Genomic DNA, 22565 nt, shown 5'->3' with positions numbered 1-22565 from the left:
GACGTCGTTAAATATCATTTATATCAATATTGGAATTGAGTCCGGTACCTTCCACCACAATCTTTTTATCTGTTTTAGGGTCATCATATTTCTTGGTAACAAGACGGGCGGCACGGCGGATGTTATCCAGTTCCATACTACGTACTTCGGCCTGCACTTTCTTCACATCTTCGAAGCGATGCGCGAGTTTGAAGTATTCAAGAATGGTGTGTGATCCCGGCAGGGCTTCAATAAACAGGGAACCGGTAGGTACGGTAAGGATATCACCACTGCGTAGCGGGTCCATCAGCAGCTGCGTGTAGAGCTGTTTCAGTTCGTCTTCGATTGTCGAAAAAGCGTCTCCCATTTGTTCCCGCAGGCTGGTGATATAGCTTTCGAAATCGTCGAGGCTCCAGTTACCGAGGTTATCTGGATCGGTAAGTCCGAATTCGGTATCAATATAAGGCGCCATCATGAAGTCGGTCAGGATGTTAGATTCATTCAGCGGGAAGATCATGTAGTTCCCTTTAAAGCCCAGCGGATTATCCAGGTCGGCCACTTCTTTCAGGGTAGCTTCCTGTACCTGCATGTCTACCTGCAGTGTGTAGGCGTGACGGGTTTTGTTGGGGACTGCGTAATCATTGAGTCCTTTGGGTGCGGGGGTAGCATTGATGCTTACTTTATAATTTCCCTGGAAGATGGGTACCTTGGTATCGAGCAGGCGAAAAAAACGCTGATCCGCATATTCGGCACTCCATATGGCCTGCATGTAGTACAGGATATTATCCTTGAAATGTTCCAGCAGGCGGGCGATATGTGTTTCTTTTTCGATGAGATCTTTCCTTTTTTCGGCCAGTTCTTTACTTAAACTATTGAGGGTATTGTTTTCATTTTCAAGGCGGGCCATCAGGTCACGGCGATCTGTTTCTGCCCGCTGATAGGCGTCGGTAGCGGCTTCCCGGCGTATGCGGGCGGCCTCGGAACGGTTCTGGGAGCTGTCGTCACTTTCACCGATGCCGAACAAACTGCCCACACCTTTTACGATGCTATTGTCCATAATGCCACCAATGATGGGGATGCTGCCAAACAAGCCTCCGCTGCCACCGGTGAGGGCATTGGCCTGTGCCGTGATAGCGGCCTGCATTGCGCGGCTTAAAATCCCTACCTGGTCGTTATAGAATTTCACATTCTGGCGCAGGTCTTTGATGATGTCCCGTTGTTCTCTCACCGTTCTTTCCAATTCATCCAGCAGCAGCTTTTCGCCGTTGATCAGGTAAATATTATCCATGCCGGTTTTGAAGCTATCGTCCAGCAAAGATCTTTTCAGTATCCAATCGTGCGACACCACCCATTCATTATTGATATCATGCGGTGCGGGCATCTCCTGGGCTACCATCACTACTGGCCGCACGCGATAGAGGCGTTCGCTGATTTTAAACAATCGTTGCAGCTCATAAAATAAATAGGTGACGGTGAGTTCATCATTGGGGTTGGTAATCTCACCTGACTCGGATATTTCGGATTCGTATGTTTCTTCTGTCAGAATTTCCACTTTCCTTTCATTGCGGTATTCCTGTGCAGCTTTCATCACGGATTCCCGGAAATCTTTCTTCGTTTGCTGAGAATCTTTGGCTGCATCACTGCCCAGTTTAACGGTAGACGTGGTAGTGCTTTCAACGGGCCCGATGGTGCCACCTGCCTTGGCTTCATGCGAAGCGTCGACGGTGCTTTTATTGCTGGCCTTATCCATGATATCTGATTCTGCCCTGGAGGTATCTGAAGAATCGGACTTGGTTATTTTCAGGTTTTCTTCCTGTTCCTTTTTACTGCGGTGTTTTTTAACGGTTGTTTTCCGGGAATATTTACGGGTTTCCCTGGGCGACAATGGAATCGTTTTCACCAGCTCTCCTGCCTGGTAATTCTGCGGTTCCCATTTTTGCTGATAGGTGAGCAATATGCCGAAATTAACGCTTCGTTCGGTATTGTTGGCGGCGTAATATTTAAAGGAGTAATTGGTATTCAGGTGCGCCCGTAAATCGTTAATGAGACTATTCGCGTCCTGCAGGGAAGATAATTCGTTGGCCACTTCGTCGTTGTCGGCAAGCCGTTCAATAGCCGTGCGTACAAGGTTACGGCCTTTTTCTTTGAATAGGGCAATCACTTGCTCCTTGCCGCCATCTTTAATGATATTGGTATCGAGGTCTGGAATGGGTTTGTTATGCGGACCAAATCCTTCTGCCAGAAAATCGGATAAATCCTTGTTATAATTATGCGTGAGGGTGAGTGCCAGCATATTCAACACTCTCCTTTCCATGGGCAGCATCCGGTTCCAGATGGCCAGTGCTTCCGGGAATTCGATGATCACATCCTGAGAGGGATCTTCGATGGGTGTTTTATCAGGAAAGTAGCCGGAGAGGTTGAAAGTGCCCATAATGAGGGGTAACGGATCTCCACCGTTGTTCACCACCTGGTTATAAGATTGTTCGGCTTTATTTATCAGCCCAAGATCAATCGCTTCCTGCCACACATTTTCAAACGCCATTTTCAGGGAATGAAAATCATAAAATGCGGGTACATCAGCGGGGCCTTTTTGAAAGATGGTGTTGTTGATGTTATTATCAATGTCTTCGTTAGAAGGTCTCTTTTCCAGGGAAATAATGGGTAGTCCCACGGCGACTTGTTCTTCCGGAGAAGTAGCGGTGATCATCTGATGCGCGACATACTGTGGTATATCATTTTCTGTCGCTGGCGGAATGACGCTGGTGCCGCCACCGCTGCCAGTGCCGCCGGAAGTATTGTTTCCTGTAGCGGGCGTAGTTCTGGCGAGGCGTGTAGCCGGGTGATCGAGAAAGAAATCCTTAGCGGAGCCTTCGGCTGTTTTTCTGAAAATTTTCGGCAGTATATCTGATTCCACGATCGCATCCGGTAAAATAAACCATCCGCTAACAGGATCGAGGTAAGGCTGGTATTTATTTTTTTCTTCTTCCGAAAGATAAATAAAGCCTTGTACCTGCCTGCTCCCCGGAGGGATGGCCGTGCCGAAAGTATCTATTACGGCAGTGTTAATATTGGTAAACACGGTATCCTTTACACTCACGCCTGGCTTCACAAACAGGGAGCTGTTACGGAAGCTTTCCGGTACTTTGGAAATACTGTTGAGAAAAGGTTGTGTGAAGGTGGTGGTTCTAATAGCGTTATTATTATCCTGCACCTGGACAACATTTGCTTTGAGCAGGGCTTGTTTACCGGTTAAAAAATCTTTGTTGCCCTTCATGGTTTTCTCCAGAGCGCTCAACATGTTGTTGGTATCGCCGGGAACAGCGCCAACGGCGGGCACCTTCACGCCTTTTTCATCCAGCAGCAAGCTATCCAGTTTGATGATATAGGCTTCATAGGTACCGGCATTCAAACGGATATCGAGGGAAAAGTACAGGAGTCTTTTTTCGAGTGGTAGTCCGGGTTCTTCTGCCACCAATACCGCCAGTAAAAGATCCGGCTTGGTTTCCTTTGGAGTATTGGGCAGGTTAAAATCTTTCGGCGTGATGTCGAGATAAAATTCACCGGCGGCATTGGTGAGTACAGATCCAATGCGGTCGCCGGCATTGAACAGGTCGTTGATATTAACGCTGCCGGTGCTGTTGGTGGTGCTACTTCTGGCGATGACAGGCGAGCCGGCATTTTCCGGGTCTGCCCATTTATCGAGGTCCACCAATACAACCAGTAAATCTGCCAGGCCGATGCCGGTTTCCTTGTGCAGAATTTTTCCTGAAACCGTATTCGATTTCAATGCAGGGGTTTGCTGAATGGCTTGCATAGCTAGAAAAATTACAATTGGGGTGATGGGGTTATCTTAACAGCAATTAAGTTAGCACAAATAGGAATCCTTATAAAACGTGAATTAACAGATGGTGGTAATCACAACGTGGATGGCGGGAAATATGGTTAGAATGGTTGAAAGCAAAAAGCTATTGTAACGAGTGATCAGGCAGCTGTTAATCCTGCGCTTATCAATCGCTACAATAGCTTTCTGCTTTATGCTATCAGCTATTTCGCTGGCGTAATCGTAATGCTGCGGAACTCAATCGGTCCGTGGTCACCCTGGAAATAAATCGGTCCTGGTTCATCTTCTTTGCTATTCAGTGCACCACCAGTAATACCTGGAATTTCCTGTGCGCAGATGATGGTTTTACCATTAGCGACTACTGTTACCAAACGTCCTACGAGGGTAATATCGAATGTTTGCCATTCGCCCGGGTTGCCTACTGCCATTTGGTTAGGCACCAGGAATCCATATATCCCGCCAAACAGATGGCTGTTAGGCGCATCCGTTTTAGGATTATCGATGATCTGTGTTTCATAGCGACCTCTCAGATACACACCGCTATTGCTACCTTTCTGATAACGGAATTCTACATGCAGTTTGAAATCTTTGAAAGATTGTTCAGAGATCAGGTTAGAGCCAGAGTGCGGGCTGCTGAGGATACCATCTTTTACTACCCATTGGTTAGCACCTAATGCCTTCCAGCCAGTGAGGTCTTTACCATTGAATAACTTGACAGGTTTGCCCCATACCGGTGTACCAGTGCGCTTCATCTCAGGCGCTTTCACACCAGTAAATGAATAAGTGTGTCCATCGGAAGTGTTGATAGTACCGCTGATGCCATCGGCAGTAACATTGCCTTCCAGTTTCAGGTCGCGGTCTTCGGATTCCCATTGTGGAGGAATGGCGAAGCTGAATTTGCCGTTATCAAAGTTTACTTTAGAGATAGGTCTGGCACTTCCACCGGTGCTTACAAAACGTCCTACCAGCGTACGGAAGCCGGACAGCTCCACTTCCAGCCAGGATGGTTTTTCGGCACCATTCTCATTCACGGTAATATCCCAACGTCCTACCAGCGAGCCTCCTTTTACAGTTTCCGTTTTGATAGCAGATACCTGTGCCATTACGGGCGAAGTTGCTACCAACCCCAGGCCCATACAGCATACCAGACCAGCGATCATACATTTCTTATTCATGTCCATGTTCGTGTTTGATGAAGAAAGCTATAAAGATAAATATTTGATGCAGGTTTTAAAATGCTTTGCCCGGTTTATTTCCAGGAGGCAGGTTATTTATCAATCACACAAAAGTGTTATCCGTATAATAGCAGAAGATGGTATATTTGTGTACAAAATACAATAATTATAATTTCCTGTCAAACAGGCCGTTTTAGCAGCTTTTAGCCATTAGCTGTTAGCTATTAGCAAATGCAGCAAAGACCAGTATTTGTTAATCATTCGCTGCATTTGCTAATAGCTAACAGCTAATGGCTAAAAGCTAAATTAGTACCCGAGATATGAAGCATTATTTTACAGCCACTGCTGTATTCTTGTTGTTTAGTTTGTTAACCCAGGCACAAAACACTTCAACGCAGCACACCGACAGTACCCGTCATTTGGAGGAGATCGTTATCAATTACCGGGCAACACCCACTACGCCGGTAACGTTTCTCAACATCGACAAGAAAACATTACAGGAAAAGAATATCGGGCAGGAGCCCTCGTTCCTGCTGTCCGAAACCCCGGCCATTACCGTGTATTCCGATGCCGGTAACCAACAGGGCTATTCTTATTACCGCTTACGCGGCATGGACCAAACCAGGATCAACACCACCCTGGATGGGATGCCATTGAATGAGCCGGAAGATCAGGGCGCGTATTTTTCCAACTACCCCGACATCCTGAATTCTGTAAGCCGCATACAACTACAACGGGGCGTAGGCACCTCTAAAAATGGTGCGGCCAGCTATGCCGGCAGTGTACAGCTGTTTTCACCCAACCTCAGCGACACCGCCTCCCGCACATTGGGCGTTGGCTACGGTTCATACAACAGCTTCCGCGTATTCGGCGAATACAACAGCGGCATCAAAAACCGGAAAGCCTTATATGTGCGGGCTTCTGAAGTATATACCGATGGCTATAAGCGTCATGCATTTAATAATTCCCAATCCGTTTTTATCAGCGGCGGATTATTTTATAACAAAAGTACCTGGAAGCTCAATGTCATGGCCGGACACCAGCAGAATGGGATGGCATGGCTCCCCGTAGCCGATTCACTGATTGCGAAAGACCGACGCAGCAACGCCAACACCAAAGCAGAAAAAGATGAATTCTTTCAGGGGCTGGTACAATTGCAGCACAACTGGCAACCCGGTACTCATAGTACCCTTACCTCCAGTGTTTATTATACCTATCTCAAAGGCGGTTTTGATGTCAATAATGCCATCAACGAAGACGCAGCGGCACTCCTGTTTAACTACGGCTTCCGCTCCCATTTTACAGGATTCTTCAGCAACTATACGCTGCAATACGACCGCTTCAAATGGACCACCGGCGTACATGGCAACGTGTATAACCGGCAACATACCGGTACCGAACAATCCGTGGAGCTGTATCAAAACAAAGGCTTTAAAAATGAAGTGAGCGGATTCAGTAAAATAGAATATTACCTGCACCGCTTCTCTTTTTATGCCGACCTGCAATACCGGTATGCTACCTTTAACTATCATGGCAGCGTGGCATTCACCCCTATCCACTGGCATTTCCTTAACCCAAAAGGCGGGATCAATTTTGCCGTCAATCCCCAGACAAATATCTATTATAGTATTGGCAGAACCGGCCGGGAACCCACGCGTAATGATATCTTTGGCGGCAATGACGACCTGCCGGCAGATAGCACCGGCAAACCGGTTATCGTGAACCATGATCCGGAATCTGTGCTCGATCATGAGCTGGGCATACGGTGGCAACGTGAACGGCTAAACGTACAATTGAATGCGTACTACATGGACTTTAAAAACGAAATTGTGCTCAACGGACAGCTAGGCCCCAATGGACTCCTGCTCACCAATAAAGTGAACAAAAGCTTCAGAACAGGGCTGGAACTCAGCGCCAGCTATCAGTTATATCCCTCGCTCCGTTTCACCAACAATTCGTCCTTCAACTACAGCCGGATAAAAGAAGCGTCCACTACTTTTCACCCGGTGTTAACACCCGCACTGATCGTGAACCAGGACGTGGCGTACCTTCGTGCACGCTGGCTGCTGGGCGTAACAGGCAGGTATCAAAGTGCTTCTTACATCGACTTTGCCAACAGCGCTACCATTAAAGGGTATGTGTTGATGAACGCCCGGTTACAGTATAGTCTTACCCGTTATACCATCTCCTTATTTGTCAATAACCTGACCAACACCCGTTATTACAACAATGGCAGTGTAGCAGCAGATGGCACGCGGCAATACTTTGTACAGGCGCCAAGGAATATTTATATGGCTTTTAAATATAGTTTTTAGTAAACTCGCATATGATCAAAGCATTTGTATTTGGAAAGTTTATGCCTTTTCATAAAGGCCATGAGGCCATGATTCATTTTGCTTTACTGCATTGTGATTTTTTGACGGTACTCATTTGCTGCAGTACGCAGGAGCGATTATCTGCCGACCTGCGGAAAAGCTGGCTGGAAGCCACCTTTCATAATATTCCCCGGATAAGTATCCGTACTTATATATACGATGAAACGTTGTTACCCAATACCTCCGAAACATCTGCTGCGGTGTCGGAAGTATGGGCGGCGACCTTCAAACAGTTGTTGCCCGATCATCAATTGCTGATTACCTCTGAGCCGTATGGCGACCTGGTGGCGGGATTCATGGGCATATCCCATCTGCCGTTTAATCCCGAAAGAAATTTATACCCGGTATCAGCCACCAAAGTGCGCACCAATTTGTTCGATGCCTGGGCGTTTTTACCGGATGCGGTGAAATCGTCGTTGGTGACAAAAGTGGTATTATTGGGTACAGAGTCCACCGGAAAAACAACGCTCACTGAAAAACTGGCGCATCATTTTAAGGCCAGTGCCGTGATGGAAGCAGGCCGCGATATTGTAGCCGATTCCAATGACTTTGGCATGCCGGACCTATACCTGATTGCGGCTGCACACGCGGCCCGCATCCGGGAAATGGAAACCGGCGACAGTCCGCTCATCATCATTGATACTGATATTCATATTACGTTGTCTTACGGTATGTATGCCTTTGGAGAAATGCCGGATATTGATGAAGATATTTATCAGGCCAATCAGGCCGACTTATACCTGTATCTCAATAACGATGTACCTTACTTCCAGGATGGTACCCGCCTGAGCGAAGAGGAAAGAAATTTGCTGGACTTATCGCACCGGCGTGTGCTGGATAACCGGCACATCTCTTATGAAGAAATTACCGGAAACTGGGAGGAAAGATTTGAAAAATCGGTGCAATTAATCGAAGTATTATTGCAGCGAAAAAAGGCTTTTTATTGGTAAGAGGCCGTCTAAAATTATCCTGTTCCGGAACGGGGTATAGCTGCTGTAACTTTTATCCGGTGGGTCCGTTTTAAGGGAAAAACCCCCACCCTTATGCAAATTTCTACAATCATTAGATTTCCACTGGTAGCACTCCTGGTATTTGTGTTGTTCGGTTGTGGGAAGGACAAGTGCCGGAAAACGGTTTTCTCGAAAATATATACGCCTACCCTGATGGCGACGAAGGACTATCTGACTTCCTTCAAATCTGAGGCGCCGCGGGCCATCCGGGCTACCGGCAAAATCTACGCAAAAGACAATTACATTTTTGTGAGTGAACCGAACGAAGGTGTTCATATTATAGATAACAGTCGCCCTTCCGCACCGGTAAATATTGCATTCATTAAAGTAATGGGCAATGTAGATGTAGCTATCAAKGGCAATATACTATATGCAGATAGCTACTCCAGTCTCGTACTGTTCGATATCAGTAATCCGAAACAGGTCAGCTTTGTAAAACAAATTACCAACGCCACCCTCTATTCTGTTGATGTTAATGGCATGTATGTGGGTTGGAGCCCTGATCCAAAAAACGATAGTATTGTGGTAGGATATACCAGCAGGGATACCTCTTACACCTATGACTGTCAGATTGATAAACAGCCAGTGTATTTTGAAAGTAATACTGTTTCCAAAGCTTATAACAGCATCTCCTCTACTGGCAAAGGTGGTTCCATGGCCCGTTTTACTATTGTTAATAACTATCTGTATACGGCCAACTGGGTCCGGTTAAAATCATATGATATTACGGATGCCAACAACCCTGTTCTCAAAAACGAACAAACTATTAATACCCTCATAGAAACACTTTTCCCTTATGGCACTTACCTGTTTATTGGTAGCCCAAGTGCCATGCATATCTATGACCTCACACGTCCCGACGCACCTGCGCAACGCGCTACTGTTACGCATTTCAGGGCCTGTGATCCGGTAGTAGTAGCTGATAATAAAGCCTATGTGACCATCCGTAGTGGGACAACCTGTGGGGGTAACATCAACCAGTTGCAGGTATTTGATGTCAGCAATGTAGACAGTCCGGTGAAACTAAGTACCGTAGAGATGAAAAATCCTTTCGGACTGGGTATTGATAAAGGCAAATTGTTTATCTGTGAAGGTACTCATGGCCTGCGATTCCTGGATGCCAGTGACGCACAACATATTACTACCACAAAGTTACTGGAAGGCATAGATACTTATGATGTGATTCCGTTTGAAAATCAGCACCGCCTGCTGGTAAGCGCCAAAGACGGCATTTATCAATACGATTATCAAAGCATGAGCAGTCCACAGTTGCTAAGCAAAATTGCCGTGCAACGCCCCAATTAATTACGAATTACGAATTACGAATTACGGATTTGTGGGTAGATAGAAGCGAAGTTGATCTTCGCGTTTACCATCTACCCACAAATCCGTAATTCGTAATTCGTAATTGATTTTACCCTTTGGTACTTGCCGCCACGGATTCCCACGCCGCCAGGTCTTTCAACAGGTTTTCGCTGTGCTGTTTAATAGCTACAACAGCATCTTCTCCTAATTGCAACCGCAGTGGTGTATTAGGTGCAGATAACGCGACGTCGATCGCAGCCGCTGCTTTAGCGGGATCTCCTTCCTGTGTGCCGTGCATGCTTTTCGCGAAATTTCTGGTGGTGCCCACGGTACTTTCATAACCGGGAATTTCCGGCATATGTTTCATGGCCGCTCCTGCCAATTCTGTTTTGAATTGCCCGGGTTCCACAATCACTACTTTCACGCCGAAAGGAGCCATTTCAGCCGCAAGGGCTTCTGAAATACCTTCCAGTGCAAACTTAGTAGCCGAGTAAGCGCCGAAGCCCGGAAAGGATAGTTGTCCGCCCATACTGCTGATGTTGACGATGGCGCCGGATTGCTGTTCCCTGAACAGCGGTAATAAGGCGCGGGTAACGTTTACGGCGCCAAAGAAATTGGTGTCCATCAGTGCGCGCAGTTCTGTTTCGGGGGTTTCCTCCACGCCGCCTACAATACCATAGCCTGCGTTGTTAATGAGTACATCCACGCGGCCGAAGCGGGCTTTCACCGCTTGTATAGCGGTGGCTATTTCTTCGTTGTTGTTAACATCCATCCGGATGGCTTCCACCTGCTCCGGGGCTAATGCTTTAATGTCTTCCAGTTTGTCGAGGCGTCTGGCTGTTACCACTACCTGGTAACCCTGCCGGATGGCATATTCCGCAAATGATTTCCCAAAGCCGCCGGATGCACCGGTGATGAACCATACTTTTTTTTCCTGGTTTTTCATGTGATTTGTGCTGATTTGAATGGCTTACTGCCGTGTGATAGTTGCATTGAAAATAATAATAATCTACCACCTGAACCCGTTATATTTGTTAGGGTTAATCTTTCTGCGCCTATGTTAAAAAGTATTGTACTGAAAACGGTGTTATCTACGCTGATTTGTAGTGTATTGATCTCTCTATTATGGCTACAGTTCGTAATAGTGCCCGATCAGCGAAACGACTTCTATGGCCTGGCGCATGTGATGACAGTATTCTGCTGTTGCTGCATGGCGGTATCCACGCTGACTATTTTCTTCAACTATCTCCCTGGTGTGAGCAGCCACCCGGTATTATCCGGTTTATCTTTTTTCGGGTTGCCAGCCCTCGTGGCAGGCGTATTGGGTTATTATATTTTTGACGGAGGAGAAAAAGGGTTGTTGCTGGTGATGCTGCTCTCTTTTTTTACGCCGCTGGTATATTTTTTTCTTCAATACCGGCGACAGCTACGCGAGACAGCTACCCAGTGAAAGGGCCTGCAGATCAGGACAGCTACGCGGAAGTATCTATCTCCGGAAACAAAATAAAATATAAATAATACCGATTGGTATATTTTTAATTAATTTTGCAGCGCTGATATTAAAAAGCATTTTATGGAGAACCAATACGACATCGTAGTTATCGGCTCCGGCCCGGGAGGATATGTATCTGCCATTCGTGCAGCACAACTGGGTTATCGGGTAGCCATTGTAGAAAAATACAACACCCTGGGAGGCACCTGTACCAACGTAGGTTGTATCCCCGCAAAAGCCCTGCTGGACAGCTCAGAACACTATCACCAGGCAAAGGACCAATTCCAGGCATATGGTATTCAGATCGATCATTTAGGCCTCGATTTCACACAGTTTATCAAGCGTAAAAGTGAGGTGGTACAACAGAATACCTCCGGGCTGATTTACCTGATGAAGAAAAATAAAATTGACGTACACACCGGTGTTGGCAGCTTCGTAGATACTAACCATCTGAAAGTGAACAGCGCTGATAAAGAAACTGTGCTAACCAGCCGCTACTTTGTGATCGCCACAGGTTCCAAGCCATCCTCGATTCCCGGCGTGAACATCGATAAACAAAGAATTATTACTTCTACAGAAGGGTTGTCGCTGGCTGCCCGCCCCACTTCTATGGTGATTATCGGCGGAGGCGTCATTGGCGTGGAAATGGCGTCGGTATATGCCCGCATCGGCACAGAAGTAACCATTATTGAATACACCGACTCGCTGATACCTACCATGGACAAAGAGTTGGGAAAAGCTTTGCAGAAAACATTATCCAAACTAAACATCCGGGTACTGCTGAATAGCAAAGTACAATCTGCCACCAACGAGGGTACGTCCGCGTCAGTGCAGTTCCTCGATGCCGCCGGACAAACACAACACATGACCGCCGACTACTGCATGGTAGCCGTAGGAAGAAGGGCGTACACAGAAGGTTTGAACTTATCCGCCGTTGGTATTGCCCCGGAAAAAAATGGTAAGATAAAAGTCAATGCACAGCTGCAAACCAGCGTACCTAACATTTACGCCATCGGCGATGTGATTGACGGGCCCATGCTGGCGCATAAAGCGGAAGAAGAAGGTACCTTTGTAGCGGAAGCGATCCATGGATTAAAACCACATATTAAATATGAATTTATTCCCTCTGTGGTATACACCTGGCCGGAAGTAGCCGCTGCCGGCGCTACAGAAGAGCAACTGAAAGCACAGGGAATTACGTATAAAGTGGGTAAATTCCCCTACCTGGCCAGCGCCCGCGCGAGGGCATCCATGGATACGGATGGTTTTGTGAAAGTACTGGTATCGCCCCAATATGGCGAAGTGCTGGGCGTACATATCATAGGCCCCCGTGCGGCAGATGTGATTGCACAATGCGTGGTGAGTATGGAATATGAGATTACTGCCGGAGAATTAGCGCATCTTTGCTATGCACATCCTACCTATTCGGAGGCATTAAAGGATGCATACCTGATTGCCACCGGTCAGGGCGCGATCAACATATAAACGTCGTACATGCGTAGATTGAAGGAAGGACATTTTTTGGGTACTGCCAGCCAAACATTTCAGCTGGATGGCATTATTGTGAGTCAGACCCGCTACCAAACGCCGGTGTTTCAGGGATGGCATTGTCATGAACATCATCACCTCACCCTCCTGCTGGCCGGCGGTAATCAGGAACAACGGTCCCGCAAAGAGCAGGAAGTCAGCGCTGGTCAGCTGCTTTACTATTATAGCGGTGAGCGGCATAAGAACAGTCGTACCCAATACCCTTCCAAAAATATCAACATCGAAATACCGGAAACTTTTCTGGCGCAACATGGATTGCAATTCAGTACGCTGGAAAAGTTTCCTGTCCAACAGGCGCAGATGAAATACGCCATGCTGCAGATATACCGGGAATGTATGCTGGCAGATCAACTGCTACCCACTACCCTTCCGGCGCTGCTCCTGCCGGTATTCACGGCACCGCCTATACGAAAACAAGTAATGCCGCCGTGGCTGGCGCAGTTAAAAACGTTGCTGCATGACCGTTGGAGTGACACGCTTTCTCTGAATGAAATGGCTGTCATATTAGGAATACACCCCGTTACTATTTCCCGGTATTTTCCGGTATACTTTCACTGTTCGCTGGGGGAATATATCCGGAAGATAAAAATCGACCACGCCATGCAGCTGATACAAACAACGGATCAATCGCTCACCACCATTGCTTATGCCTGTGGCTTCTTTGACCAGAGCCATTTTATCCGTACATTTAAACAGGTTACCGGCTTTTTACCCCGACAGTTCCAACAATTGTAACACGCTAATTTTATACTATTTAATAGCGAATCACAGCACGAACTTTACCTCTTAAATTGGTGGTATGTTTATCAGAAGATTCATTGGTATCATTGGCTGCTGCATTCCTTTAGCAGCAGCAGCGCAGGAGGTATTGCCTGCCAGAGAAGTGTCAAAAGCGGTGGACACCGCCGCAGCGCTGATACGGCGGCATTATGTATTTGCAGATAAAGGCGAAAAAATAGCGCGTCACCTGCAGGAACAATACCGGGCAGGCCTTTTCCGGCAGGTAAGCAGCTGGAAGTMGTTCGACTCAGTGGGAACGGCCATCCTCCGCAGTTTCAGCCAGGACGGCCATCTATACCTGCGCTACAATCCGCAGAAAGTAACCCAGCTCCACTCGCAGCAACAGCCTAACGGCGTGGATGATTTTTTTCACAGCCCGAAATCAAGGGAGCAAAACTATGGATTCCGGGAAGTGCAGATACTCCCTGGTAACACCGGCTATATCCGGCTGGCGGAAATTAATATCTCCGACGAAAGCCTGCCTGTATTACAGGCAACGATGGCGTTTGTATCCCGCACCTCCTCTCTGATCATTGACCTGCGGGACAACGGCGGCGGCGGCAGCGAAATAAAACCTATGCTGGAAAGCTACTTCGTAGCCGGTGGACGCCCGCTGCTCACCTTCCATTCCAGAACGGGTGAAACAGCCACGGATAGCAGCGTTGCCCTGGCGCCGGGCATTGCTTACCCGGGCAAGTTGTATATACTGGTCAACAAAAAAACCGCTTCTGCCGCGGAAGCATTTGCATTTGTAATGCAGGCACAACACCGGGCTACCGTTATAGGAGAACCTTCTGCCGGCGCAGCCAATCATAATGAATATTATCCTGTAAATAATGAGGTGTTTATCTCTATATCAGCAGAAGCACCCGTACTGCCAGGCACGCAACAAAACTGGGAAGGTAAAGGCGTACAGCCGGATAAAGTGACGGCTTCGGGGGATGCGTTGAAGGAAGCCTTGAAGATGATTCAGCCTTAAAAGTAGAAAGCGCTTGTAGCGGGTGATCAGGGCGGATGTTGTACGAGTACAGGATAATCTATTTACTTCTGTACACAGAGAACATCCGCTGCTTTGATTATTGTCTACAGGCGCCGCAGGGCTGCTGCTTTCTGCTATGCTCTAACCAGGTTAGTAATTCTTCGGGATCTAAGATACTCCACGAATGCGGATGCCGGCGATGGTCCGGATTCCGGTAACCTTTGTCTGTTGTTGCCACCAATCTGGCAGCGGCATTTCCCAGCAGGTGTAGCTCGTTGATCATGGCGGCGGCGTCCACGCAATTAAGATTGAAGTAATCAAACCCTCTGGCTTGCATCCACCAGTCGATGTCCGGCTCCGTGTAAATAGTGAACGGCATTTCACGCAACTGTTTCACCGCTGATTGCGCCATATCATCATAAGAATAGGGCGAATATTTAATATAGTTTTCGCGGGCGGTGGCCGGCGTGCCATTCATTTTCTTCCTCAGCCGCGCCGTCATGTACAACTGTTCTTGATTAGCCTGCATTCTCTCCCTGAGCCGGATACTATGTTGTGCCGTCTGATAATAGCGGGCAAAATCCAGGGGTGGATCTACCGCGAAAAGCGCGCTTGGTTTGATCGGGTAGTTGTTTTTCACCGCCAGTTCCGCATACTTCACCGCGCAGCTACCCCCGATGGAAAATCCGCCGAGGTAAAAATTTTTTCCCACAAGATGATATTGCTTCACCGTATAATCCAGCATTTTCTGAAGCGACACCTGTGTAGAATCATCCACCCCAAATGCCTCCACTCCGGGTTCCAATACGGGGATAAACACCAGCAAGCCCTTTTGAGCAGCCATTTCCGGCAGCTTTGTTTGTCGCAGTACTTCTTCCGGCTGTTCAAACATGCCGGGAATCAGGTACATGAATCCGGTAGTAGCCACGGAATCAGGTGGACTTACCACAATGAACCGGTTCCTGGTTTTATCTTCCTTCGATAAAAAAACAGTGTTGATTTGCTGCGCTTTAGCAACTGTTAGAAAACCTGCCAGAAACAGGATTAAAAGGGTCGGGTATCTCATAGTCAGCTGCATATTAGGTGTACTTATCAGGTGGCGTTTGTGACCTGCATATTTAGGTTAAATAAATGGATATTTCAAATAAGGCGGGGCTATACGCCGGCTATTTTCCGCCTGGAAATAGCAGATAAAGAAAAGCAATGCAACTCCTACTGCAGTGAAAACCGGGATATTCCCCGGTAGAAACAAGATAATAAAATGGTAATATTGAAAACACCATAAAAATAGGAACTTCCCAGATAGCATTTAAAGCTCCCCAAAATGGAATTAAAAGAATTTCAGCAAAATTTTGGCGGCCGGTATCCGTCGAAAGAGTTTGTATACCTGCATGCATTTCAGCAGGAAATGCCCCACTACGCGCAAGGCTTCTATCTCCAGGCATATGATAAATCCGGATTAAAAACCTGGTCGGAAGACCCTCACTTTCTGCGTCAGCTGATGCCGTTTGCCCAGGCCAACAGCAGTGGCGCCACCTATGCCCTATGGGATGATGGTCAGGGTAAACCGATGAATGAAATGCCGGTCGTGGTATTGGGTGGCGAAGAAGGCGGCATCCACATTGTAGCAGAAAATATTTTGCAGCTCATGCGTCTGCTCACCTTCGACACGGAGATCTATACCGATCATACCAGTACTTACTTTTATCGTAGCAGTACCCACACATCCAGTGAAGGCGCCCCTCACTACCGGACATGGCTGAAGGAAAATTTCATGCAGGATCCGGTGCAGGATATTGCACCTATTATGGAAGGCGCACAAAAAAAATATAAATTGCCGTTTGATAACTGGATACAACCTTTTTTTAATGAAGCAATGGCCGATGAGCAGCCATTCATGAATACTTATCATATGGGCGGAAAACATTTCGATATCATCAGTTTTACGGCAGATACCAGACAATATTATCCGGCAGCTATGCCCAAACAAAACTGGATGGAAGCGAATCATGTAAAGCATACTGACATTACCATTGCTCCCGGACAATCCAGGTATGGCGGCCCAGTAATTGACTTACCTCCCGGCGTTACCCTGCCGGACAATCTCCGTTTTGCTGCCCAGTTAGATCTTTCCACCTTTGCTCCCTTTGATAAAACAGGCTTGCTGCCTAAAACCGGGCAGTTATTGTTTTTCTCTGATATCCGTACAGATACCGGGAAGGTGATATACGCTGATGTACCCAATGATCAGCTGGTACGGGTTATCCAGGAACATGAAGATAATTTTTTCATGGGGGTATTGCTGGCAGATATCTATGCCGATACAGAAACCATGGAAGAGCGTTTCCGCGACCCGGAAGATGATGATGAAAAAGACGACGCTAACGAAGAAGGGAAGATATGGGATTATTTTGCCGGGACCGACAAATCTAAAATCTTTGGCATCTTCACCCATTGCCAGGCGAGTGAAGAAGAAATTGCCGCCATTACGTTTTCGGACAAACTGCTGTTGTTACAGGTAGGTGAAAATGGCTTCAATGATGAAGGCGTTTTCAGCGTATTAATCGCTAAAACAGACCTGAAGAACCGGAATTTTGACCATTGCGAATTTGCCTGGGGGCAGTCCTGATTACTGGTAGTGAAACACTTCTTCCATGCCTGACCAGGTTTCTCCTTTTGCCGCAGCTTCGGGCAATGGCAGCTGACAAGGGGCCGTTTCTTTCCACCAGCGTTGGGTGGTACTGTCGTTTTTCATGCGCTGCATATCGGCATTAAAATCTGTTCCGGTGTATTCAAAATAGCTGAACAGGAACCAGTTTTCATTTATTTTTTTTAGGTAGATGGAATAGTTACTGATATGACAGGCGCTGATCATTTTCAATACATCCGGCCATACGGCTGCATGGAGCTGTTTATATTCTGCTATTTTTTCCGGGTGCAAACCAACTATGGAAGCATAACGGCTCACCGGGCGGGGCTGGTTACGGCAGGAAAAAAGGCCTACCAGTAGTAGCATGTATAAGGCTGTTTTCATCATCATTTTTCAGGTAGTGGAATGAAGGTATTCCTGCTAAGATAGCAGGTAGTACGTGATATTATGCAGGCTGCCTTGACTTTTTTCAACACCGTATTGACTAATGATGCTACAGATCAGGTAAATTGACCTGCTCATTGGCAGGATTTACGAGGTTCAAAACAATACTTCCAAGTTACTTTAAATAGGCCATATCACCTGTAGCAAGATATCTTTTTACCGCATTAAGACAAACGATCCTGATAAGTTGGATATAACTGGCAGGGATATACGAGATAGTATTCCTATGGCATCGATAAAGGAGTGAAGTATATACAAGATGAAGTACTTTTTATCTCCCGGCAACAAACAATCAACTGGCTATTAACTCATTATCAAATTAGTAACCTCAAAAAGCTACTCCTGTATACACTTTGTATACACGTATTTTTCGTTTTTCCCCGATTGATGATCGTTCTTCGTGTAACCGTTTGGAACGTTGTTCCACTATGCCTGATTCTTTTCGCCAACAATAAAGTACGGGCGGTTCATTGCATCATGTGTAAACCACCATTCACAATATCCCTATTGATGATTATTCTTAAAACGCATAAATCCTGATGAAGCGATTTTTACTTTCTTTTTTGCTGATGGGCTTTAGTCTGCTGAGCATGGCCAATGCTGCGCCGTCCATCACTTCTTTTGCACCGGTTGCCGGACCGGTAGGTACCGTGATGACGATACAGGGGGGGAACTTGTCTGGCGCCACGGCGGTGAGTGTCGGCGGGGTGAGTGCCATTATCATTTCTAATAATGGCAGCAATCTGGTGGCGATGGTGATGCCGGGAACAACTACAGGTAGCGTGGTGGTGACTGCCACAGACGGCACCGCTATCGGAGGCTCTTTTAGGGTAACACCGGCATCTGCGGCCAACATCCAGCAGGGAGGTAAGCTGACTGGTACCGGCAATACAACGGCCGCCTCGCAGGGAACTTCAGTAGCCATTAGTGCCGATGGGAACACCGCTATTATGGGTGGCACATTGGATGATCAGGCGCAAGGTGCTGCCTGGATCTTTACAAGGAGTGGCGGTGTGTGGAGCCAACAAGRCAGCAAACTGGTAGGCAATGACGCCACGGGGAAAGCCCGTCAGGGTCAATCGGTAGCGATCAGTGCAGATGGCAATACCGCTATTGTAGGCGGTTTCGTAGATGATACTTACTATGGTGCCGCATGGATTTTTGTAAGAAATGGTAGTAGCTGGTCGCAGCAGGGCAGCAAACTAATGGCGAATGATAATGTGGGCCGGGCTTCCTTCGGAATGTCAGTGGCATTGAGTGCAGATGGCAACACCGCCCTGGTTGGCGGTCCGCAGGATAATAGCGCCATAGGTGCGGTATGGGTATTTAACCGCAGTGGTGGCGTTTGGTCACAACAGGGAAATAAATTAAAAGGAAGTGGAACTAATGGTGCGTCGCATTTTGGCGATGAGATCGCACTCAGTGCAGATGGGAAAACGATGATTGTCAGTGGCGCATCGGACAACAACGGCGTGGGGGCGGCCTGGATATTTGTCAATAATGGCAGCAACTGGGTACAGCAGGGCAGTAAGCTGGTGGGGGCAGGTTGGACACCGGTGGGGCTGCCCAGTACTTCTGTGGCCATTAGTGCCAACGGTAATGTGGCGCTAGTGGGCAGACCTACCGGTACCTCGGGCGCCTGGCTATTTAACAGGAACGGCAATATCTGGCAGCCTGGTCCTAAGCTATTGAGCGCAGATGCAACAGGGAATACCTTTCAGGGTATCACCGTATCGTTGAATGCAGACGGTACTATTGCGATGACAGGAGGAGCTAACGATAATAGCGGTGTAGGCGCCGTATGGATGTTTGCAAAGAATGGCGGCAGCTGGAGCCAGGTACAAAAATTGATTGGTACGGGTTATGCCGGACAACCGATGCAAGGTAATGCTGGCGGGATGAGCGCAGACGGCCACACCGTTATTTCCGCCGGCAATGGGGATAATGGTATTAACGGTGCGTCCTGGATATTCGATTATCAGTCGAACAATGCGAATCTCTCTGCTTTAGCCGTTAATCCCGGCTCTTTGTCACCCGCCTTCAACCCTGCTATTACAAACTATACGGTTAGTGTAGGCATCCCCGTTACCAATATAACAGTTACCCCAACAGAAGAGGATGTCAATACCAGCATTGCGGTACAGGTGAATGGTGGTGGGTATACCGCCATCAACAGTGGCGCCACTTCTGCCCCATTAGCAATCAACCCCGGCAGTAATACGATTGAGATAAGAGTGACGGCTCAGGATGGGAGCACCATAAAAACATATACTCTTACCGTGAACCGGGAGCGTCAACCACAAAGCATCAATTTTGCGATTACCGGAACTTATGCCTATGGCGATCCCGATTTTCAATTTACGGCGCAGGGTGGTGGTTCGGGCAACCCGGTTACCTTTACCAGTTCCAACAGTAGTGTCGCTACTGTAAACGGCAATACTGTTACTATCACCGGTGCAGGACAAACCACCATCATCGTCAGTCAGGCAGGCAACAGCAACTACTACCCCGCTCCGGACCTGGCAGAGGTACTGACGATTGCACCGAGAGCGGTTACCGTTCAGGCAACTGCGCAAAGCAAAACTTACGGCGATACAGACCCGGCACTCACGTATACGGTTACACCGGCGTTAATAGCTGGTGATGCGTTTACCGGTGCCTTGAACAGGGCTTCCGGGGAGAATGTGGGTGCTTATGCTATTGCGCAGGGTACACTGGCATTGAATACGAACTATACGCTGAACTACACAGGCGAGAACCTGACCATTGGTGCAAAGGCGATCACGGTGAATGCTGACCCTCAAAGTAAGACTTATGGTGATGCCGATCCGGCACTCACGTATACGACTATACCGGCGTTGGTAGCCGGAGATGCATTTACGGGCGCATTGAGCAGAGCGGCTGGCGAGAATGTAGGCACTTATGGTATTGCTCGAAACACACTGGCTCTGAATGGGAACTATATACTGAACTACACAGGGAATAATCTAACCATTGGCGCTAAAGCGATCACGGTGAATGCTGAACCTCAAAGTAAGACTTACGGCGGCGCTGATCCAGCACTCACGTATACGGTTACACCAGCGTTAGTTGCAGGCGATGCGTTTACCGGTGCTTTGAACAGAGCAGCCGGTGAAAACGTAGGGACTTATCCTATTGCGCAAGGTACATTAGCACTAAATGGGAACTATACGCTAAACTACACCGGTGACAATCTAACTATTGGCGCGAAGGCGATTACGGTGAATGCCGAGCCTCAAAGTAAGACTTACGGCGGCGCTGATCCAGCACTCACGTATACGGCTACACCTGCATTAATTGGAGGCGATGTGTTTACCGGTGCGTTGGTCAGAGCAGCCGGTGAAAACGTAGGAACTTATCCTATTACGCAAGGTACACTGACATTGAATGGGAACTATACGCTAAACTACACCGGTGACAATCTAACTATTGGCGCGAAGGCGATTACGGTGAATGCCGAGCCTCAAAGTAAGACTTACGGCGGMGCTGATCCAGTACTCACGTATACGGCTACACCTGCATTAATTGCAGGCGATGTGTTTACCGGTGCGTTGGTCAGAGCGACTGGTGAAAACGTAGGAACTTATCCTATTACGCAAGGTACACTGACATTGAATGGKAACTATACGCTAAACTACACCGGCGAAAATCTTACCATTGGCGCTAAAACCGTGACAGTTACCGCTGATGCTAAAAGCAAAACTTACGGCGATGCTGATCCCGCACTCACATACACGGTTACTCCGACATTAGTAGCAGGAGATGCTTTCACTGGTGCACTCAGCAGAACTACCGGGGAGAATATCGGAACATATGGTATCAACAAGAACTCCCTGTCTCTTAATAACAATTATATCCTGAACTATACCGGCAGTGATCTAACCATTGGCGCTAAAACCGTAACAGTTACCGCCGATGCTAAAAGCAAAACTTACGGGGGTACTGAACCCGCACTYACGTATACRGTTACACCGGGATTAGTAGCGGGCGATGCCTTTACCGGTGCGTTGGTCAGAGCGACTGGTGAAAACGCAGGAACTTATCCTATTGCGCAAGGTACACTGGCGCTGAATGGGAACTATACACTGAACTATACCGGCGATAACCTAACCATTGGCGCGAAGGCGATCACGGTTAACGCCGACCATCAAAGCAAGACTTATGGCGGTGTTGAACCCGCACTTACGTATACGGTTACACCGGGATTAGTAGCGGGCGATGCCTTTACCGGTAACTTGACCAGAGCGACTGGTGAAAACGTAGGAACATATCCTATTGCGCAAGGAACACTGGCGTTGAATGGGAACTATATACTGAACTACACCGGCGATAACCTAACCATTGGCACGAAGGCCATCACAGTTAATGCCGACCATCAAAGCAAGACTTATGGCGGTGTTGAACCCGCACTCACGTATACGGTTACACCGGGATTAATAGCAGGCGATGCCTTTACCGGTGCGTTGGTCAGAGCGACTGGTGAAAACGTAGGAACTTATCCTATTGCACAAGGTACACTGGCGCTGAGTGGGAACTATACACTGAACTACACCGGCGAAAATCTTACCATTGGTGCTAAAACCGTAACAGTTACCGCCGATGCTAAAGGCAAGACTTACGGCGATATTGATCCGGCACTCACCTATACAGTTACACCGACGCTAGTAGCTGGAGATGCGTTCACGGGTACGCTCAGCAGAGCCACCGGTGAGAATATCGGAACATATGGTATCAACAAAAACTCCCTGTCTCTCAATAACAATTATATTCTGAACTATACTGGTAATGATCTTACCATTGGCGCGAAAACCGTAACAGTTACCGCCGATGCTAAAAGCAAAACTTACGGCGATACTGATCCGGCACTCACGTACACGGTTACACCGATATTAGTAGCAGGAGATGCTTTCACTGGTGCACTCAGCAGAATTACCGGAGAGAATATCGGAACATATGGTATCAACAA

At 47.6% G+C, this 22565-nt stretch carries 14 protein-coding genes; 9 read left to right on the top strand and 5 right to left on the bottom strand.

Annotation, left to right across the window (positions count from 1 at the left end):
- Positions 1 to 7 precede the first annotated feature (7 nt).
- Entirely contained in the window at positions 8 to 3793 is a 3786-nt protein-coding gene (locus AC1DFM_RS27830; RefSeq protein ID WP_477080047.1) for a hypothetical protein, read from the bottom strand.
- 230 nt (positions 3794 to 4023) lie between these two features.
- The gene (locus AC1DFM_RS27825; RefSeq protein ID WP_477080046.1) at positions 4024 to 4995 is read right to left on the bottom strand and encodes a 3-keto-disaccharide hydrolase; all 972 of its coding nucleotides are present in this window, start codon (positions 4993 to 4995) and stop codon (positions 4024 to 4026) included.
- A gap of 320 nt (positions 4996 to 5315) precedes the next feature.
- On the opposite strand from AC1DFM_RS27825, the gene AC1DFM_RS27820 reads away from it, so the two are divergent.
- From AC1DFM_RS27820 to AC1DFM_RS27810, 3 genes are all read left to right on the top strand, one after another.
- Positions 5316 to 7310 carry a TonB-dependent receptor gene (locus tag AC1DFM_RS27820; RefSeq protein WP_477080045.1) on the top strand — a complete coding sequence of 665 codons (1995 nt, stop codon included), beginning with the start codon at positions 5316 to 5318 and terminating at the stop codon, positions 7308 to 7310.
- Positions 7311 to 7321: 11 nt separating this feature from the next.
- Entirely contained in the window at positions 7322 to 8320 is a 999-nt protein-coding gene (locus AC1DFM_RS27815) for an AAA family ATPase (protein WP_477080044.1), read from the top strand.
- A 93-nt stretch (positions 8321 to 8413) separates the two neighbouring features.
- Entirely contained in the window at positions 8414 to 9685 is a 1272-nt protein-coding gene (locus tag AC1DFM_RS27810; protein ID WP_477080043.1) for an LVIVD repeat-containing protein, read from the top strand.
- A 109-nt stretch (positions 9686 to 9794) separates the two neighbouring features.
- Here the strand turns inward: AC1DFM_RS27810 and AC1DFM_RS27805 are convergent, their stop codons facing one another.
- The gene (locus AC1DFM_RS27805) at positions 9795 to 10631 is read right to left on the bottom strand and encodes an oxidoreductase (RefSeq protein ID WP_477080042.1); all 837 of its coding nucleotides are present in this window, start codon (positions 10629 to 10631) and stop codon (positions 9795 to 9797) included.
- A 111-nt stretch (positions 10632 to 10742) separates the two neighbouring features.
- On the opposite strand from AC1DFM_RS27805, the gene AC1DFM_RS27800 reads away from it, so the two are divergent.
- From AC1DFM_RS27800 to AC1DFM_RS27785, 4 genes are all read left to right on the top strand, one after another.
- Entirely contained in the window at positions 10743 to 11135 is a 393-nt protein-coding gene (locus AC1DFM_RS27800) for a hypothetical protein (RefSeq protein WP_477080041.1), read from the top strand.
- 123 nt (positions 11136 to 11258) lie between these two features.
- On the top strand, positions 11259 to 12662 hold the full coding sequence (lpdA, locus tag AC1DFM_RS27795) for a dihydrolipoyl dehydrogenase (protein WP_477080040.1): 1404 nt from the start codon (positions 11259 to 11261) through the stop codon (positions 12660 to 12662).
- 9 nt (positions 12663 to 12671) lie between these two features.
- Positions 12672 to 13460, top strand: a complete 789-nt coding sequence (locus AC1DFM_RS27790; RefSeq protein WP_477080039.1) for a helix-turn-helix transcriptional regulator — start codon at positions 12672 to 12674, stop codon at positions 13458 to 13460.
- 64 nt (positions 13461 to 13524) lie between these two features.
- Complete coding sequence (locus tag AC1DFM_RS27785; RefSeq protein ID WP_477080038.1) at positions 13525 to 14484, top strand: S41 family peptidase; 960 nt, start codon at positions 13525 to 13527, stop codon at positions 14482 to 14484.
- A gap of 97 nt (positions 14485 to 14581) precedes the next feature.
- On the opposite strand, the gene AC1DFM_RS27780 is transcribed toward AC1DFM_RS27785, so the two are convergent.
- Positions 14582 to 15550, bottom strand: a complete 969-nt coding sequence (locus AC1DFM_RS27780) for a hypothetical protein (RefSeq protein WP_477080037.1) — start codon at positions 15548 to 15550, stop codon at positions 14582 to 14584.
- A 258-nt stretch (positions 15551 to 15808) separates the two neighbouring features.
- Here AC1DFM_RS27780 and AC1DFM_RS27775 point away from each other — a divergent pair, with 258 nt between their 5' ends.
- Positions 15809 to 17113 (top strand): DUF1963 domain-containing protein, encoded by a 1305-nt coding sequence (locus AC1DFM_RS27775; RefSeq protein WP_477080036.1) that lies wholly within the window; start codon positions 15809 to 15811, stop codon positions 17111 to 17113.
- Here AC1DFM_RS27775 and AC1DFM_RS27770 read toward each other — a convergent pair whose 3' ends face one another.
- Positions 17114 to 17500 (bottom strand): L-rhamnose mutarotase, encoded by a 387-nt coding sequence (locus AC1DFM_RS27770; protein WP_477080035.1) that lies wholly within the window; start codon positions 17498 to 17500, stop codon positions 17114 to 17116.
- 617 nt (positions 17501 to 18117) lie between these two features.
- On the opposite strand from AC1DFM_RS27770, the gene AC1DFM_RS27765 reads away from it, so the two are divergent.
- On the top strand, positions 18118 to 22565 hold a 4448-nt coding region (locus AC1DFM_RS27765; protein ID WP_477080034.1), incomplete at its 3' end, for a beta strand repeat-containing protein.

The sequence above is a fragment of the Chitinophaga sp. 05T412 genome, assembly GCF_056396465.1.
This window is presented reverse-complemented; position numbering and strand designations above follow the sequence as displayed.

What these genes read in the sequence shown, in the direction of transcription:
- AC1DFM_RS27830 (WP_477080047.1), bottom strand. Translation starts at nt 3,793, where the DNA reads ATGCAAGCCATTCAGCAAACCCCTGCATTGAAATCGAATACGGTTTCA.
- AC1DFM_RS27825 (WP_477080046.1), bottom strand. Translation starts at nt 4,995, where the DNA reads ATGAATAAGAAATGTATGATCGCTGGTCTGGTATGCTGTATGGGCCTG.
- AC1DFM_RS27820 (WP_477080045.1), top strand. Translation starts at nt 5,316, where the DNA reads ATGAAGCATTATTTTACAGCCACTGCTGTATTCTTGTTGTTTAGTTTG.
- AC1DFM_RS27815 (WP_477080044.1), top strand. Translation starts at nt 7,322, where the DNA reads ATGATCAAAGCATTTGTATTTGGAAAGTTTATGCCTTTTCATAAAGGC.
- AC1DFM_RS27805 (WP_477080042.1), bottom strand. Translation starts at nt 10,631, where the DNA reads ATGAAAAACCAGGAAAAAAAAGTATGGTTCATCACCGGTGCATCCGGC.
- AC1DFM_RS27800 (WP_477080041.1), top strand. Translation starts at nt 10,743, where the DNA reads ATGTTAAAAAGTATTGTACTGAAAACGGTGTTATCTACGCTGATTTGT.
- lpdA (WP_477080040.1), top strand. Translation starts at nt 11,259, where the DNA reads ATGGAGAACCAATACGACATCGTAGTTATCGGCTCCGGCCCGGGAGGA.
- AC1DFM_RS27790 (WP_477080039.1), top strand. Translation starts at nt 12,672, where the DNA reads ATGCGTAGATTGAAGGAAGGACATTTTTTGGGTACTGCCAGCCAAACA.
- AC1DFM_RS27780 (WP_477080037.1), bottom strand. Translation starts at nt 15,550, where the DNA reads ATGAGATACCCGACCCTTTTAATCCTGTTTCTGGCAGGTTTTCTAACA.
- AC1DFM_RS27775 (WP_477080036.1), top strand. Translation starts at nt 15,809, where the DNA reads ATGGAATTAAAAGAATTTCAGCAAAATTTTGGCGGCCGGTATCCGTCG.
- AC1DFM_RS27770 (WP_477080035.1), bottom strand. Translation starts at nt 17,500, where the DNA reads ATGCTACTACTGGTAGGCCTTTTTTCCTGCCGTAACCAGCCCCGCCCG.